The sequence below is a fragment of the Caballeronia arationis genome, from assembly GCF_001544975.2.
Classification (GTDB): Bacteria; Pseudomonadota; Gammaproteobacteria; order Burkholderiales; family Burkholderiaceae; genus Caballeronia; species Caballeronia arationis.
The window spans coordinates 37,205-50,905 of sequence record NZ_FCOG02000047.1; the positions used below are offsets into that span (position 1 = coordinate 37,205).

Annotated in this window: 12 protein-coding genes; 7 read left to right on the plus strand and 5 right to left on the minus strand. The window is 63.7% G+C overall.

Annotated elements, in window-relative coordinates; translation table 11 throughout:
- Window positions 1-8 precede the first annotated feature (8 nt).
- On the plus strand, window positions 9-1,514 hold the full coding sequence (locus tag AWB81_RS24470) for an MFS transporter (RefSeq protein WP_235025893.1): 1,506 nt from the start codon (window positions 9-11) through the stop codon (window positions 1,512-1,514).
- A gap of 16 nt (window positions 1,515-1,530) precedes the next feature.
- Here AWB81_RS24470 and AWB81_RS24475 read toward each other — a convergent pair whose 3' ends face one another.
- Window positions 1,531-2,124, minus strand: a complete 594-nt coding sequence (locus tag AWB81_RS24475) for a nitroreductase family protein (protein WP_062639132.1) — start codon at window positions 2,122-2,124, stop codon at window positions 1,531-1,533.
- A gap of 126 nt (window positions 2,125-2,250) precedes the next feature.
- Window positions 2,251-3,534 carry an MFS transporter gene (locus AWB81_RS24480; RefSeq protein WP_062639133.1) on the minus strand — a complete coding sequence of 428 codons (1,284 nt, stop codon included), beginning with the start codon at window positions 3,532-3,534 and terminating at the stop codon, window positions 2,251-2,253.
- Between the two features lie 97 nt (window positions 3,535-3,631).
- Between AWB81_RS24480 and AWB81_RS24485 the strand changes: the two genes are divergently transcribed.
- Together AWB81_RS24485 and AWB81_RS24490 are read left to right on the plus strand one after the other, a co-directional pair.
- A complete protein-coding gene (locus AWB81_RS24485; RefSeq protein WP_235025894.1) occupies window positions 3,632-4,312 on the plus strand; it encodes a TetR/AcrR family transcriptional regulator in 681 nt (226 codons plus the stop codon).
- Window positions 4,309-4,866: a DUF1415 domain-containing protein gene (locus AWB81_RS24490; RefSeq protein ID WP_062639135.1), complete on the plus strand. Its 558-nt coding sequence runs from the start codon at window positions 4,309-4,311 to the stop codon at window positions 4,864-4,866. Before AWB81_RS24485 ends, AWB81_RS24490 begins: the two co-directional genes overlap by 4 nt.
- 6 nt (window positions 4,867-4,872) lie before the next feature.
- Here AWB81_RS24490 and AWB81_RS24495 read toward each other — a convergent pair whose 3' ends face one another.
- Window positions 4,873-5,742, minus strand: coding sequence for a class I SAM-dependent methyltransferase (locus AWB81_RS24495; protein WP_062639136.1), 870 nt, complete (start codon window positions 5,740-5,742; stop codon window positions 4,873-4,875).
- Between the two features lie 443 nt (window positions 5,743-6,185).
- On the opposite strand from AWB81_RS24495, the gene AWB81_RS24500 reads away from it, so the two are divergent.
- Window positions 6,186-6,506, plus strand: coding sequence for a hypothetical protein (locus AWB81_RS24500; protein WP_062639146.1), 321 nt, complete (start codon window positions 6,186-6,188; stop codon window positions 6,504-6,506).
- A gap of 60 nt (window positions 6,507-6,566) precedes the next feature.
- Here the strand turns inward: AWB81_RS24500 and AWB81_RS24505 are convergent, their stop codons facing one another.
- Entirely contained in the window at window positions 6,567-7,268 is a 702-nt protein-coding gene (locus tag AWB81_RS24505) for a FadR/GntR family transcriptional regulator (protein ID WP_062639137.1), read from the minus strand.
- A 198-nt stretch (window positions 7,269-7,466) separates the two neighbouring features.
- Here AWB81_RS24505 and AWB81_RS24510 point away from each other — a divergent pair, with 198 nt between their 5' ends.
- The 3 genes from AWB81_RS24510 (at window position 7,467) to AWB81_RS24520 (ending at window position 11,545) form a co-directional block, all read left to right on the plus strand.
- Window positions 7,467-8,585, plus strand: coding sequence for a mannitol dehydrogenase family protein (locus AWB81_RS24510; protein ID WP_062639138.1), 1,119 nt, complete (start codon window positions 7,467-7,469; stop codon window positions 8,583-8,585).
- 120 nt (window positions 8,586-8,705) lie between these two features.
- Window positions 8,706-9,998, plus strand: coding sequence for an MFS transporter (locus AWB81_RS24515; protein WP_062639139.1), 1,293 nt, complete (start codon window positions 8,706-8,708; stop codon window positions 9,996-9,998).
- Between the two features lie 5 nt (window positions 9,999-10,003).
- On the plus strand, window positions 10,004-11,545 hold the full coding sequence (locus AWB81_RS24520) for a D-arabinonate dehydratase (RefSeq protein ID WP_062639140.1): 1,542 nt from the start codon (window positions 10,004-10,006) through the stop codon (window positions 11,543-11,545).
- A 181-nt stretch (window positions 11,546-11,726) separates the two neighbouring features.
- On the opposite strand, the gene AWB81_RS24525 is transcribed toward AWB81_RS24520, so the two are convergent.
- A complete protein-coding gene (locus tag AWB81_RS24525; RefSeq protein WP_062639141.1) occupies window positions 11,727-13,352 on the minus strand; it encodes an NAD(P)/FAD-dependent oxidoreductase in 1,626 nt (541 codons plus the stop codon).
- Window positions 13,353-13,701: the final 349 nt, after the last annotated feature.

Below are 13,701 nucleotides of genomic sequence, written 5' to 3' on the forward strand. Positions count from 1 at the left end.
TCCACGCAATGACGCAGATTCCAACGGAGCATGATTCGATCCACCGCGAGCCGACCCGAACCGACATCGTCAAGGGAGAGCCGACGTCGATCATCGAGACCGACTTGCCGGCGCGGCTCGACCGGCTGCCGTGGGGCCGCTTCCACACGCTGATCGTACTCGCGCTAGGCATCACGTGGCTGCTCGATGGGCTCGAAGTGACGCTGGCGGGCGCGGTCGCGAGCGCGCTCAAGACGAGCCACGTGCTGCAGTTCTCGAACGCGGACGTCGGTATTGCGGGCAGTGCGTATATCGCGGGCGCGGTGCTGGGCGCGCTCGGCTTCGGCTGGCTGACTGACCGCCTCGGGCGGCGCAAGCTCTTCTTCATCACGCTTTTTCTCTACGTCGCGGCGACGGCGGCCACCGCGTTCTCGTGGAATCTCGCCACTTTCGTGCTGTTTCGCTTCCTGACGGGCGCGGGTATCGGCGGCGAATACACGGCGATCAATTCGACGATCCAGGAATTCACACCCGCTCGCGTGCGCGGCTGGACCGATCTTGCGATCAACGGCACGTTCTGGATTGGCGCGGGCATTGGCGCGGCGGGATCGCTTGTCTTGCTCGATCCGGCCCTGCTGCCGCCCGACTGGGGCTGGCGCGCATGCTTTCTGATCGGAGCGGTGCTCGGGCTCGGGATTCTGCTGATGCGCATGTGGGTGCCCGAGAGTCCGCGCTGGCTGATCACGCACAATCGCGCGGAGGAGGCGAAAGAAATCGTCGAAGGGATCGAGGCGCGTTTTCGCGAACACGGCGTGAGTTTGCCCGACACGCCGGTCAGACTGCTGCGACTGCACGCGCGCGAGCACACGAAACTGAGCGAAGTCGTCGATACGCTGTTTCGCGCGCATCTGCAGCGTTCGCTCGTCGGCCTCACGCTGATGACGGCCCAGGCGTTCTTCTACAACGCGATCTTCTTCACCTACGCACTCGTGCTGACCGATTTCTACGGCGTGCCGGGCGATCATATCGGCTGGTACGTGCTGCCCTTCGCGGCGGGCAATTTCCTCGGACCGATCATGCTCGGCAAGCTGTTCGACGTGCTCGGCCGGCGCCGCATGATCGCCTTCACCTACGCGATCTCGGGCGTGCTGCTCACGATCTCCGGCTATATGTTCTCGCACGGCATGCTGACCGTGACGACGCAAACCGTCTCGTGGATGGTGATCTTTTTCTTCGCGTCGTCGGCGGCGAGTTCGGCGTATCTCACCGTCAGCGAGACTTTCCCGCTCGAAATACGCGCGCTCGCGATTGCCGTGTTCTACGCGTTCGGCACGGCGCTCGGCGGCATCATCGGACCGACGCTGTTCGGGTATCTCATCGATACGCACGAGCGCAGCGCGGTCTTCGCCGGCTATCTGATCGGCTCGGCGCTGATGATCGCGGCGGCGGTCGTCGCGGGGATCTGGGGTGTCGCGGCCGAGCGCAAGTCGCTGGAGGACGTGGCGCGGCCGCTTTCGTCAGTGGCCGACGATTAGCGCATCGCGTCCTTGGTCAGAATGCCTTGCCCCACGCGCCGTCGAACGCGATGTCGGCCAACGGAACGCGCGAGCGCGGCGCCGCTTCGCGTTCGCGCAGCTTGTCGTCGAGCGTGCTGGCGTCGCCGTAGTGGCCGATCGAGATCATCGCGATCACCTGAACGTCCTCCGGCACCGCGAACTTCTCGCGGAACGCGGGGCCGTCGAAGCCGCCCATCTGGTGCGCAGCAAGCCCGAGCGCGTGCGCCTGCAGGACGAGCGCCATCGCGGCCGCGCCCGTGTCGTAGAGCGCGCTGCGGTTCACGTCGCCCTTCGCCGTGACCGTCTGGGCCGCGACGCAGATCAGCACCGGCACGTTGGCGTTCCAGCCCTGATTGAAGGGCACGAGGGTGTCGAATGCCCGTTTGAACGCGGCTTCGTCGCGATTGCGGTCGAACGTGACGAAGCGCCACGGCTGCAGGTTGCTCGACGACGGCGCCCAGCGTGCGGCCTCCAGCACCTGATGCAACTGTTCGCGCGTCACCGGCTGGTCGGAATACGCGCGCGGGCTCCAGCGGCCGGCGATCAATTCGTGGATGTCGACTTCGGTCGGAGCTTTCTTTGCGGTCATGGATGAATCCCTGTTCGTTTGACGTGATGGCTGCGGCGCCGGCCGGCTTCGACCAGCGCCGCGAAGAACAAGGATAACCAAGGATGCCGCCGCGCGCCGGATGTCCCCGCGCAGCCCGGTTTACCTTCAGGTCGCCGCAACGCCCACGCGCCTTGCCGGCCGGTTGATGCGCAGCACGAGAAACGACGCGATCAGGCAAAGGCCGCCGGAGATCATCGTCGCGACGGTGTAGGTGCCGAGGCTCGAACGCAGCATGCCGCCGCCGAGCGCCGCGAATGCCGCGCCCAGCTGATGCCCCGCGACCACCCAGCCGAACACGATCGGCGCCGATTCCTTGCCGTACACGTCGGTGGCGAGGCGCACGGTCGGCGGCACGGTCGCAATCCAGTCGAGGCCGTAAAAGACGGCAAAGAGCGGCAGGCCGAAGAAGTCGATGCCGAACGCATACGGCAGGTAGATCAGCGACAGTCCGCGCAGCCCGTAGTACCAGAAGAGCAGATAACGCGCGTTGAAACGGTCGGAAAGCCAGCCCGAGAGCGTCGTGCCGAACAGGTCGAAGATGCCCATCGCCGCGAGCAGCGACGCGCCTTGCACCTGCGTCATGCCGTAGTCGGCGCACATCGCGATCAAGTGGGTGCCGACATAACCATTCGTGCTTGCGCCGCAGATGAAGAAGCTGAAAAACAGCAGCCAGAAATCGCGCGTCTTGCTGGCGGAGCCGAGCGTGCTGAACGCGACCTTGATCGGATTTTTAGGCGGCGCTGTCGATGCCGGCGGCTGCTCGGCCGTTTCGCCGATCGGACGAAGCGCGAGACTCGCGGGCCGCTCGGGCAGCAGCCACGCGACGAGCGGGATGACGAGAAGCGCCGCGCCAGCCACGATCAACACGACCGGCCGCCAGCCGAAGCGCTCCGAAATGGCCGCCAGAACCGGCAGGAAGACGAGCTGGCCGGTGGCCGAGCTCGCCGTGAGGACGCCCATCGCGAGGCCTCGATGAGTCGTGAACCAGCGGTTCACGATCGTCGCCGAGAGCGTCAGAGCCGCGACGCCTGTCGCCCCGCCGACCAGCACGCCCCAGATCGCGACCATCTGCCAGGGCGAAGTCATCATCGACGACAATCCGACGCCCGCCGCCAGCGTGGCGAGCGCGACGAGGAGCGTCGGACGCACGCCGAACCGCTGCATGGCTGCCGCCGCGAACGGCCCGGCAAGGCCGTATAACGCCAGATTGATCGAGATGGCGAGGGAGATCGTGCCGCGGCTCCAGCCGAACTGATGTTCGAGCGGCAGCATCATCACACTCGGCGTCGCGCGCGTGCCCGCCGCGGCGAGCAGCACGAAAAACACCACGCCGACCACCACCCACCCGTAATGCACTCGGCCCTCGAACCGCCTCGCTACCCAATTCATCGCTGCTCCAGTTTTCTGATCGATGTCGTACCGTGCGGCAATTTGTCGTTACCCACCGGTCACAATAGTGTTGCGAGCTTAGTTACCGATCGGTAACATGTCAAGTATCCTGTCGTCATTCGAGGAGATGACTTTGACACGCGCATCGGTTGAAGCAGGAAAGCGTGCCGCCGGAAAGGCCACCCGCACGGACGGCGCCACCGCGCAGGAGCAACTGCTCGACGCCGCGCAGGACCTCTTTTACCGCGAAGGCATCCGCGCGATCGGCGTGGACGCGGTGGTCGAGCGCGCGGGCGTCAACAAGATGAGCCTGTACCGGCAATTCTCGTCGAAAGAGGAATTGGTCGTCGCGTATCTGAACCGGATGGACGAACGGTTCCGGCGGCGCATCGAGGCGAGCTTCGCGAAACATCCGGACGAACCGGCGAAGCAACTGGTGCAGGCTATCGAAGATCTGATCAGGCGCGCGTCGGCGCCGGATTATCGCGGCTGTCCGTTCGTGAACGTGGCGTGCGAATTTTCCGACCCGGCGCATCCGGCGCGTCAGGCCGTCACGCGCAACAAGCAGTATCTGATGTGCCGGCTCGTCGAAATCGCGACGGCGGCGGGAGCAGCGAACGCCGTCGAACTCGCCGATTCGCTCGCACTCCTGGTGGACGGCGTCTACGCGACGAGCCAGACTTATGGCCCCGGCAGCGGACCGATGCTCGCGGCACCGCGCATCGCGGCGCTCGTCGTCGACGCCGCATGCCAGACCCATCGCAAGGAATCGCCATGATCGAACGCAGTACCCGCGACGACGTCGTCGCGGCCACGCAGCACTGGCTGACACGCGCCGTGATCGGCCTGAACCTGTGCCCGTTCGCGAAGAGCGTGCACGTGAAGGACCAGATCCGCTATGTCGTGAGCGAGGCGCGCACGCTGGAGGACGCAGTTGTCGACCTGTCGAACGAACTGCGCATGCTCGAAGAAAGCGACCCGCAACGCATCGATACGACCCTTCTGATCGTGCCCCACGCGCTGGCCGATTTCATCGAGTACAACGACGCACTTTTTTTTGCAGACCGCTTGCTGGAGCAAATGGGATTGACAGGGGTCGTGCAGATCGCAAGCTTTCATCCAGCTTATCGATTCGAAGGTACCGGCCCCGACGACATTGAAAACTATACAAACCGTGCGCCGTTTCCGATCTTCCATGTGCTGCGCGAAGCGAGCATCGAGCGCGCGGTCGAGGCCTTTCCCGATGCCGCCGACATCTATGAACGCAACATGGACACGCTGCGGCGGCTCGGCCACGAAGGCTGGAAGGACTGGATGAACCAGCAGTCCTGACGGACTTCAGTGCGTAAAGAAACGCTCGCTCAACGCTTCGAGGCCGAGCGTTTCGAGCACATCCGACAGTCGCTGCGCGGGCCTGCCGCGCGGCAGATCCTTGAACTGGGCGATGATCAATTCGTTCTTCATCGAGTGCTCCCAGCCGACGAGTTCCGTCACGCTCACCTGATAGCCATGCGACTCGAGTTGCAGGCAGCGCAGCACGTTCGTGATCTGGCTGCCGAACTCGCGCGTGTGCAGCGGATGACGCCACATTTCGGTGAGCACATTTTTCGACAGCGAGTGCCCCTTGTGCTTGCGAAGCACCGTGGCTACCTCCGCCTGACAGCACGGCACGACCACGATGTACTTCGCTTTCTTCTGCAGGGCGAAATGGATTGCGTCGTCGGTGGCCGTGTTGCAGGCATGAAGCGCGGTGACGATATCGATCGATTCAGGCAACTGATCAGACGTAATCGATTCGGCCACCGACAGATTCAGAAAAGACATTCCCTCAAAACCCAGTCTTTTAGCCAATTCCTGCGATTTTGTCACAAGATCTTCACGCGTCTCAATGCCGTAGATATGTGACCGATCCCGCAGAGTCTTGAAGAACAGATCGTAGAGAATGAAGCCCAGATAAGACTTGCCGGCACCGTGGTCGGCAAGGGTGACCGCGCCCTCACGTGTGTGGACATCGGCAAGCAGCGGCTCGATGAACTGGAACAGATGGTAGACCTGCTTCAGTTTGCGTCGGCTGTCCTGATTCATCTTGCCGTCGCGCGTGAGGATGTGCAGTTCCTTCAGCAGTTCGATGGACTGGCCGGGACGGATGTCGTGTTTGGTGGATGCGTCGGCTGGGCCGGTCGCGGACGCGGAGGACTTCTTGGCCATCGTGATGTTGCCTTACCGTATGAACGCCGATGTGAATTCGGGAGGTGAGTGGGCGGGATAACCCGCAGCGAGCCGCACTGAGCAACACGCAACGCTGGATCAAGTGGAACAAGTTGGCGGCTATGTGCGCTAACCGCTCGTTCGGTGGTTGCAAAAGAGGAAGTTTACCTAAAAGCGCACAGACGCTCTCGTTCCGTCCGCCGGTGCCGGCCAGGACTGGGGGATGGAACACTTTGTGCATCGTCGGACAATTGAGGCCAGTTGAAACGACGAAACCGCGCGTGGCGTGCTGCAAGGCGCCTGTGCATGCAGGACCGACAAGCTGGTGGCAAACCGCGCCGCTCGACGATTTCGACGTCGTCATCCGCGAGAGGTTTGTTGCGAAATACCTAACGCATAGCGCGACGATGCGACTCGTACGCCATGAACATGAGAGGACGGCGATGGACGCGATCCCGGACAAGAAAGCCGAAAAGCAGTTTCAGGAAATGCTCGCGGCGCTGACCGCGATGCCTGCTTGGACAGAAAAGCAGCAACTAGAACTCGAGATGGCCCGAGAGATATCGGTGGAAATGTTGCGTCTCGCGGAATCGATGCGTGACGGCAGCACCGACATCGAATCGTGCCTGACGATGCTCAAGTACGCCAAGGTGATGGATTTCGTTTTGACCACGCTTGCCTCGCGGCGCGAGATAGCGCCGCAGACCCTGCGCGTGATCTTCAAGCTCGCGGGCCTGAAGGTCGACGAAGCCTACCCCGGCTGACCCAGGCGACATCGAACTGAACCGGCTCGACCTGGCGGCCCGTTTTCCCGAGCGGGCCGCTCACCCCTTGCGACGCGTCATCAGGCGTGCGCACGAGGCCTTCATATGCCGTTGCATCGCAGCCTGGGCCTGAACGGCGTCATGTTCTTCCAGCGCTTCCAGAATCTCCCGATGCTCCGCGAGTGCCGCGGCCCACGTATCTTCTCCCTCGAAATGCCCTCTTAGCGTCGATGACAACGGACTGTGCCGCTCGTCGAAAAGACTCGCGACCGTTCTCACCAGCACGTCGTTGCCGGATAGCTGTGCGATCGCCAGATGGAACGCGCGGTCGGCGGCCATCGGCACCTGGCCGTTCGCCACTTCGCGCGCCATCGTTTCGTAAAGCGCGCGAAGCGCCTTGAGCGCCTTCGGCTTGGCGAATGACGCCACGCTCGCGGCGATCGCGCCCTCGATCACGAGGCGCGCCGTCATGATCTCCTGCGGGCTTTCCCCGAGTTCGGCATCGACTTTCCGCGCGGCGACCGTGCCCGGCGTCGCGCAGATGTACACGCCCGACCCCATGCGGATTTCCACGCGCCCTTCCAGTTCGAGCGCAACCAGCGCTTCCCGCACCGACGGCCGCGACACCCCGAGCGTCTGCGCCAGCTCGCGCTCGGACGGCAAGCGGCCGTTCGGCGCGAATCCCTGCTGCTCGATCAGGTCGCGCAGTTTGTCCGCGATCTGCAGATAGAGACGGCGCGTCTCGCCGGGTTTCACGCTCACGTGGTGGCTCCTCGAAGGCTCGGGAAAACGTGGATTGTAATCAGCGGAAGCGTTGACGGGCGGCACGGGCCGCAACCGCCCTTCGCTGATCACTTACAAGTGGCTTGACCAGTTCGTTTTATTGACACTAACATGCGATCCGGTAAGGCCAAAACACAGCTTCATTCTAGCCCCACATACGAACTCGGCGGATCAGCGATGAGCAATCCCATTCTGCAATTCGGCACGAGCCGATTTCTGCAAGCGCACGTCGATTTCTTCGTCGCGCAGGCCGCGCGGCGCGAGCCGTCGCGCGCACTCGGCAAGATCACCGTCGTGCAGACGACTGCCAGCGCCGAGAGCCGTGCGCGCATCGACGCGTTGCGCGCAAGTGGTCGCTATCCGGTGCGCATACGCGGCCGGCGTCACGGCGAAACGGTCGACATGACGGTCGAATGCGACGCGATCAGCGAGGCGCTGCACGCGGACGACGACTGGCAGATCCTGCGCGAGCGCGTGGCGCGCGACGTGCAGACGATCGTCTCCAATACCGCCGACACCGGCTACGCCCTTTTCGACGACGACACCGCAGAGCTGCTCGAAGGACAGCGTACGCCGCGCGGCTTCGCGGCGAAGCTCGCGGTGTTGCTGCACGAGCGCTACTGCGCGGGCGGCGAGTCGATCACGCTGCTGCCGTGCGAGCTGATTTCGCATAACGGCGACACGCTGCGCGATCTGGTGACGGGCGTCGCGCGCAGCTGGCACGCCGACGACGCGTTCATCGATTACCTCACCGAGCGCTGCATCTGGGTGAATTCGCTGGTGGACCGCATCGTGTCGGAGCCGATCCATCCGGTTGGCGCAATTGCGGAACCGTACGCGCTTTGGGCCATCGAGCGCAAGCCGGGCATGACGCTGCCGTGCGAACACGAAGACATCGTCGTCACCGACGATCTCGCGCATTTCGAGCGCCTCAAGCTGATGCTGCTGAATCTCGGCCACACGTTGCTCGTCGAGTCGTGGGTCAAACAAGGCGGAGCGCCCGAGATGATCGTGCTCGACGCGATGCGCGACGCCACCTGTCGCGACGCGCTCGAAGCCGTGTGGGAGAACGAAGTGCTCCCCGTCTTCGATGCGCTCGGCCAGCACGACACCGCGCGCGCCTATCTCGCCGACGTGCGCGACCGCTTCGAGAATCCGTTCCTCGTGCACCGGCTCGCGGACATCGCCCGCAATCACGAAGAGAAGAAAGAGCGGCGCCTGCGTCCGGTCATCGAACTCGCGCGTGAACTGAATCTGACGCTCGAGCAGCCTGGGCTGCGCGCGGCGCTCGCGTAACAGTGCGCAGGCTCGCCGCGAGAAGCGGGCCGCGCACGGCTGCAAACGATCCCGCCCGCGACATCGTCATCGCGGCGCAGGTCCGACTACTGGCATTCCGCCCCTTGGAGGAGACTGACGATGCGCAAGATGCGTTGGGTAGTGATATTTCTATGTTTTCTGGCGATCGCGGTAAATTACATCGACCGCGCGAATCTCGCGGTCGCGGCACCGCAGATCGAAAAGGCGCTCGGCATCGGCCCGGCTGAAATGGGCCTCGTGATGAGCGGCTTCTTCTGGACCTACGCGCTCATGCAAATGCCCTTCGGCTGGTTCGTGGATCGCGTCGGCGCGCGCATCGCGCTGCCGCTGGCAGTTGGCTGGTGGTCGCTCTTCACCGCGCTCACCGCGACCGCCACAAGCGTCGCGGGCATGTTCGGCTGCCGCCTCATGCTCGGCGTCGGCGAAGCGGGCGCGTATCCGTCGTGCGCGAAGCTCGTTTCGCAATGGTTCAAGCCGGAGCAACGCGCACTCGCAACCAGCATCTTCGATAGCGGCTCGCGCGTCGGCTCCGCGCTCTCGATTCCAGTCGTCGCGCTCATCATCAGTTCGTTCGGCTGGGAAGCGTCGTTCGTCATCACCGGCGCCCTCGGCGCCGTGTGGATTCTCGGCTGGTTCCTGATCTACCGGAATCCGTCGCGCGGCGACCTCACGGGTTCCGTCGACGCGGTGCCGCAAGTCAAGGCCGCCCCGAAGAACAAGGTTACGTGGGGCTCGCTCTTCAGGTACCGCACGCTGTGGGGCATGATGCTCGGCTTCTTCTGCCTGAACTTCGTGATCTACTTCTTCATCACCTGGTTCCCGAGCTATCTCGTGCAGACGCACGGCTTCTCGCTGAAGTCGCTCGGCACGCTCGGCATGATTCCGGCGCTCATCTCGATTCCCGGCGGCTGGCTTGGCGGCTTCGTGTCCGACTCGCTCTATCGCCGCGGCTGGAGCCTCACCGCTGCGCGCAAGACCTGCATGGTCGGTGGCATGCTGCTTTCGTCGATCATCACGCTCTCCGCGTTCACGACCAACATCTACCTGATGCTCGGATTCTTCGGTATCGCGTATGGCAGCCTCGCCTTCGCGGCCGCCAGCATCTGGTCGCTGCCCGGCGACGTCGCGCCGACGCCCGATCACGTCGCATCGATCGGCGGCATCCAGAACTTCGCCTCGAACCTCGCGGGCATCGTCATCACGACGTTCACCGGCTTCATGGTCGAGATGACGAAAGGCTCGTTCACGATTCCGCTGTGTGTCGCGGGCGGCTTCTGCTTCCTCGGCGCGTTCAGCTATCTCGTGATCGTCGGCAAGATCGAACCGCTCACCACCAAGGACGACGACGATTCGACGTCCGTCACCGGGCGCCGTGCGCCCTCAACCGTATAAACATCATGTCCACCACTGCCACCGATCATGCCGTGATACGGCTTCATCCCAACGACGACGTCGTGATCGCGACGCGCCAGTTGATGTCCGGCGCGCGCATCGCGTCGGAAGACCTCGTCGTGACCGGGCTGATTCCGCCGGGCCACAAGATCGCGACGCGCGACATCGCGAAAGGCGAACCGGTCAAGCGCTACAACCAGATCATCGGCGTGGCGCGCGAGGCGATTGCGCGCGGGCATCACGTGCACGTGCAGAACCTCGGCATGGCCGAGTTCGCTCGCGAGCATGAGTTCGGCGTGGACCGCCATCCGACCGAATTCGTCGCGACGCCCGCGACGTTCATGGGAATCAGGCGCGACGACGGGCGTGTGGCAACGCGCAACTTCATCGGCGTGCTGACGAGCGTGAACTGCTCGGCCACCGTCGCGCGCGCGATCGCCGACTATTTCCGGCGCGACGTGCATCCGGAAGTGCTCGCCGACTATCCGAACGTCGACGGCGTGATCGCGCTGACGCATGGACTCGGCTGCGGCATCGACATGCAGGGCGAAGGCCTCGCGATCCTGCGGCGCACGCTCGCAGGCTACGCGGTGCATCCGAACTTCCATTCGGTGCTTTTCGTCGGCCTCGGCTGCGAGACGAACCAGATCGCAGGCGTGCTCGAATCGAGCGGGCTCACGGAGGGCGAGCGCCTGAGGAGCTTCACGATTCAGGACAGCGGCGGCTCGAAGAAGACGATCGAGCGCGGCATCGCGATGGTCAAGGAGATGCTCGCCGATGCCAACCGCGTCGCGCGCGAGCCGCTGCCGGCGTCGCATATCGTGGTCGGACTGCAATGCGGCGGATCGGACGGCTATTCCGGCATTTCGGCGAATCCCGCGCTGGGCGCCGCAGTCGACCGGCTCGTGCGGCACGGCGGCACGGCGATTCTCTCCGAGACGCCCGAAGTTTACGGCGCAGAGCATCTGCTGACGCGTCGCGCGGTGAGCCGCGAAGTCGGCGAGAAGCTGCTCGCGCGCATCGCCTGGTGGGAAGACTATTGCGCGCGCAACGGCGCGGCGATGGACAACAATCCGTCGGCGGGCAACAAGGTCGGCGGGCTCACGACGATCCTCGAAAAATCGCTCGGCGCAGTGGCGAAAGGTGGCACCACGAATCTGGTCGAGGTCTACGAATATGCGCAGCGCATCGATGCGAAGGGCTTCGTGTTCATGGACTCGCCCGGCTACGATCCGATGTCCGCGACCGGACAGGTGGCCTCCGGTGCGAACCTGATCTGCTTCACGACGGGACGCGGATCGGCTTATGGCTGCGCGCCGTCGCCGTCGTTGAAGCTCGCGACGAACACGGCGCTCTGGGACCGGCAGGAAGACGATATCGATATCAACTGCGGCGGCGTGATCGACGGAACGGCTTCCATCGAGGAGCTCGGCGAAGCGATTTTCCGGATGATGCTCGACTGCGCTTCAGGCGTGCCCTCCAAGAGCGAACTGCATGGATATGGACAGAACGAGTTCGTGCCCTGGCAGGTGGGTGTGGTGACCTGATCGACGTGATGCCGATCGTGAAGACGCGCGGACTGGTTTTGGTCGGCGCGTTTTTTTATTGTCGAATGGCGGGGGCCAAGTGCCCGACTTTGCGCCTTTGGTCTTTCGGTGACCATCTGTCCGGCGACGAACCTCTCGAAGTAGCGCGAGGATTTGAATCAGGCCGTGCTTGTCTTGGACCTCAAACCGCCGCCTGCTGCCCGACCATGTTCAGCGCGAGCGCCTCGGCAACCTCGATGCCATCGATCGCCGCCGAGTAGATCCCGCCGGCATAACCCGCGCCCTCGCCCGCCGGATACAGGCCGTCGATATTGACGCTCTGATAATCGTCCTTGCGACGCACCCGAATCGGCGATGACGTGCGCGTTTCGACACCCGTGAGCACCGCGTCGTGCATCGCGAAACCGGGAATCTTCCGGTCGAGTTGCGGCAGCGCTTCGCGAATCGCTTCGATCACGTAGTCCGGCAGCGCGGTGCTGAGATCGGTCGGACGCACGCCGGGCTTGTAGGACGGCTCGACCGAACCTAGCGACGTCGAAGGCCTACCCGCGATGAAGTCTCCGACCAGTTGCCCGGGCGCGCAGTAATCGCCGCCACCGAGTTCGAACGCGCGCTCCTCCCACTTGCGCTGGAAGGCGATGCCCGCGAGCGGGCCGCCGGGAAAATCGTCCGGCGTAATGCCGACGACGATTCCCGCGTTCGCATTGCGCTCGTTGCGCGAGTACTGGCTCATGCCATTAGTCACGACGCGGCCGGGCTCGGAAGTCGCCGCGACGACGGTGCCGCCCGGGCACATGCAGAAGCTGTAGACCGCGCGGCCGTTGCTGCAGTGATGCACGACCTTGTAGTCCGCGGCGCCCAGCAACTCGTGTCCGGCGAACTTGCCGAAGCGTGCCCGATCGATGACGCCCTGCGGATGCTCGATGCGAAAACCGAGCGAAAATGGCTTTGCTTCCATGTAGACGCCGCGATCGTGCAGCATCTGGAAGGTATCGCGCGCGCTATGGCCAACCGCGAGCACGACATGATCGCAGCGCAGCGTCTCGCCGTTTGCAAGGCGGAGTGCGCGTACCTTGCCCTGCTCGATCTCGATATCCTCGACCCGGCTCTCGAAGCGCACTTCGCCGCCGAGTTGATGGATGGTCGCGCGCATCTTCTCGACCATGCTCACGAGCCTGAAGGTGCCGATGTGCGGACGACTGAGATACAGGATGTCCTCGGGCGCGCCGGCCTTGACGAATTCGTCGAGTACTTTGCGGCCGTAGTGCTTCGGATCCTTGATCTGGCTGTAGAGCTTTCCGTCGGAGAAGGTGCCGGCGCCGCCTTCGCCAAACTGCACATTCGATTCCGGATTCAGCACGTTCTTGCGCCAAAGGCCCCAAGTGTCCTTGGTGCGTTCGCGCACGGCCTTCCCGCGCTCGAGGATGATCGGCCGGAAGCCCATCTGCGCAAGGATCAGACCTGCGAACAGCCCGCACGGCCCCATGCCGACCACGACGGGCCGCGGCAAATCCGACTTCTCCGGCGCCTTCGCGACGAAGTGGTACGCCATGTCGGGCGTCACGCTGCAATGCGGATGCGCGTCGAGACGTCGTTTCACGGACGCTTCGTCCTTCACTTCGACGTCGATGATATAGGTGAGCTTGATGTCCGAACGCTTGCGCGCATCGTGCGCGCGGCGAAACACGGTGTAGCGAACGAGATCGCCTGCCGGCACGCCGCTCGTCTTCAGGCGCGAGCGAATCGCGGCTTCAAGATCAGCCTCGACGTGATCGAGCGGGAGTTTGACTTCGCTTAAACGTAGCATGAGAACCTGTATTCGACGGCCGCGGAGAGTCGGCCTGCGCCCGATTTTAATGCGTTTGGCGTTGGAGCAGCGCAAGGCAGGCCGGAGAACGCTCCATTGCGGGGTCCGTCCGGTCTTTGAGACCGCCGCCGGCGGCGTTATCGCGGCGCGACCTTTCGTGAACGACCCCAGGATTACCGAAACAATGGGCCGTATTCGTTGTGGAGCGCGTCGGCCCGAGGCGACAGATGTGTCTATGCAGGACAGACGCTTGGTACGCGCTCAGTGCGATGGAGTCCGTTTGAGACGCTGAACTGAACGCAAAAACCCCACCTTTGGGGGGTGGGGTTTTTGTTTTGCTGCATGAGGA

Bases quoted from the DNA above. Each gene is read 5' to 3' on its own strand.
- AWB81_RS24500 (WP_062639146.1), top strand. From the start codon at position 6,186: ATGGACGCGATCCCGGACAAGAAAGCCGAAAAGCAGTTTCAGGAAATG.
- AWB81_RS24515 (WP_062639139.1), top strand. From the start codon at position 8,706: ATGCGCAAGATGCGTTGGGTAGTGATATTTCTATGTTTTCTGGCGATC.
- AWB81_RS24525 (WP_062639141.1), bottom strand. From the start codon at position 13,352: ATGCTACGTTTAAGCGAAGTCAAACTCCCGCTCGATCACGTCGAGGCT.
- AWB81_RS24495 (WP_062639136.1), bottom strand. From the start codon at position 5,742: ATGGCCAAGAAGTCCTCCGCGTCCGCGACCGGCCCAGCCGACGCATCC.
- AWB81_RS24490 (WP_062639135.1), top strand. From the start codon at position 4,309: ATGATCGAACGCAGTACCCGCGACGACGTCGTCGCGGCCACGCAGCAC.
- AWB81_RS24475 (WP_062639132.1), bottom strand. From the start codon at position 2,124: ATGACCGCAAAGAAAGCTCCGACCGAAGTCGACATCCACGAATTGATC.
- AWB81_RS24480 (WP_062639133.1), bottom strand. From the start codon at position 3,534: ATGAATTGGGTAGCGAGGCGGTTCGAGGGCCGAGTGCATTACGGGTGG.
- AWB81_RS24520 (WP_062639140.1), top strand. From the start codon at position 10,004: ATGTCCACCACTGCCACCGATCATGCCGTGATACGGCTTCATCCCAAC.
- AWB81_RS24470 (WP_235025893.1), top strand. From the start codon at position 9: ATGACGCAGATTCCAACGGAGCATGATTCGATCCACCGCGAGCCGACC.
- AWB81_RS24485 (WP_235025894.1), top strand. From the start codon at position 3,632: ATGTCAAGTATCCTGTCGTCATTCGAGGAGATGACTTTGACACGCGCA.
- AWB81_RS24510 (WP_062639138.1), top strand. From the start codon at position 7,467: ATGAGCAATCCCATTCTGCAATTCGGCACGAGCCGATTTCTGCAAGCG.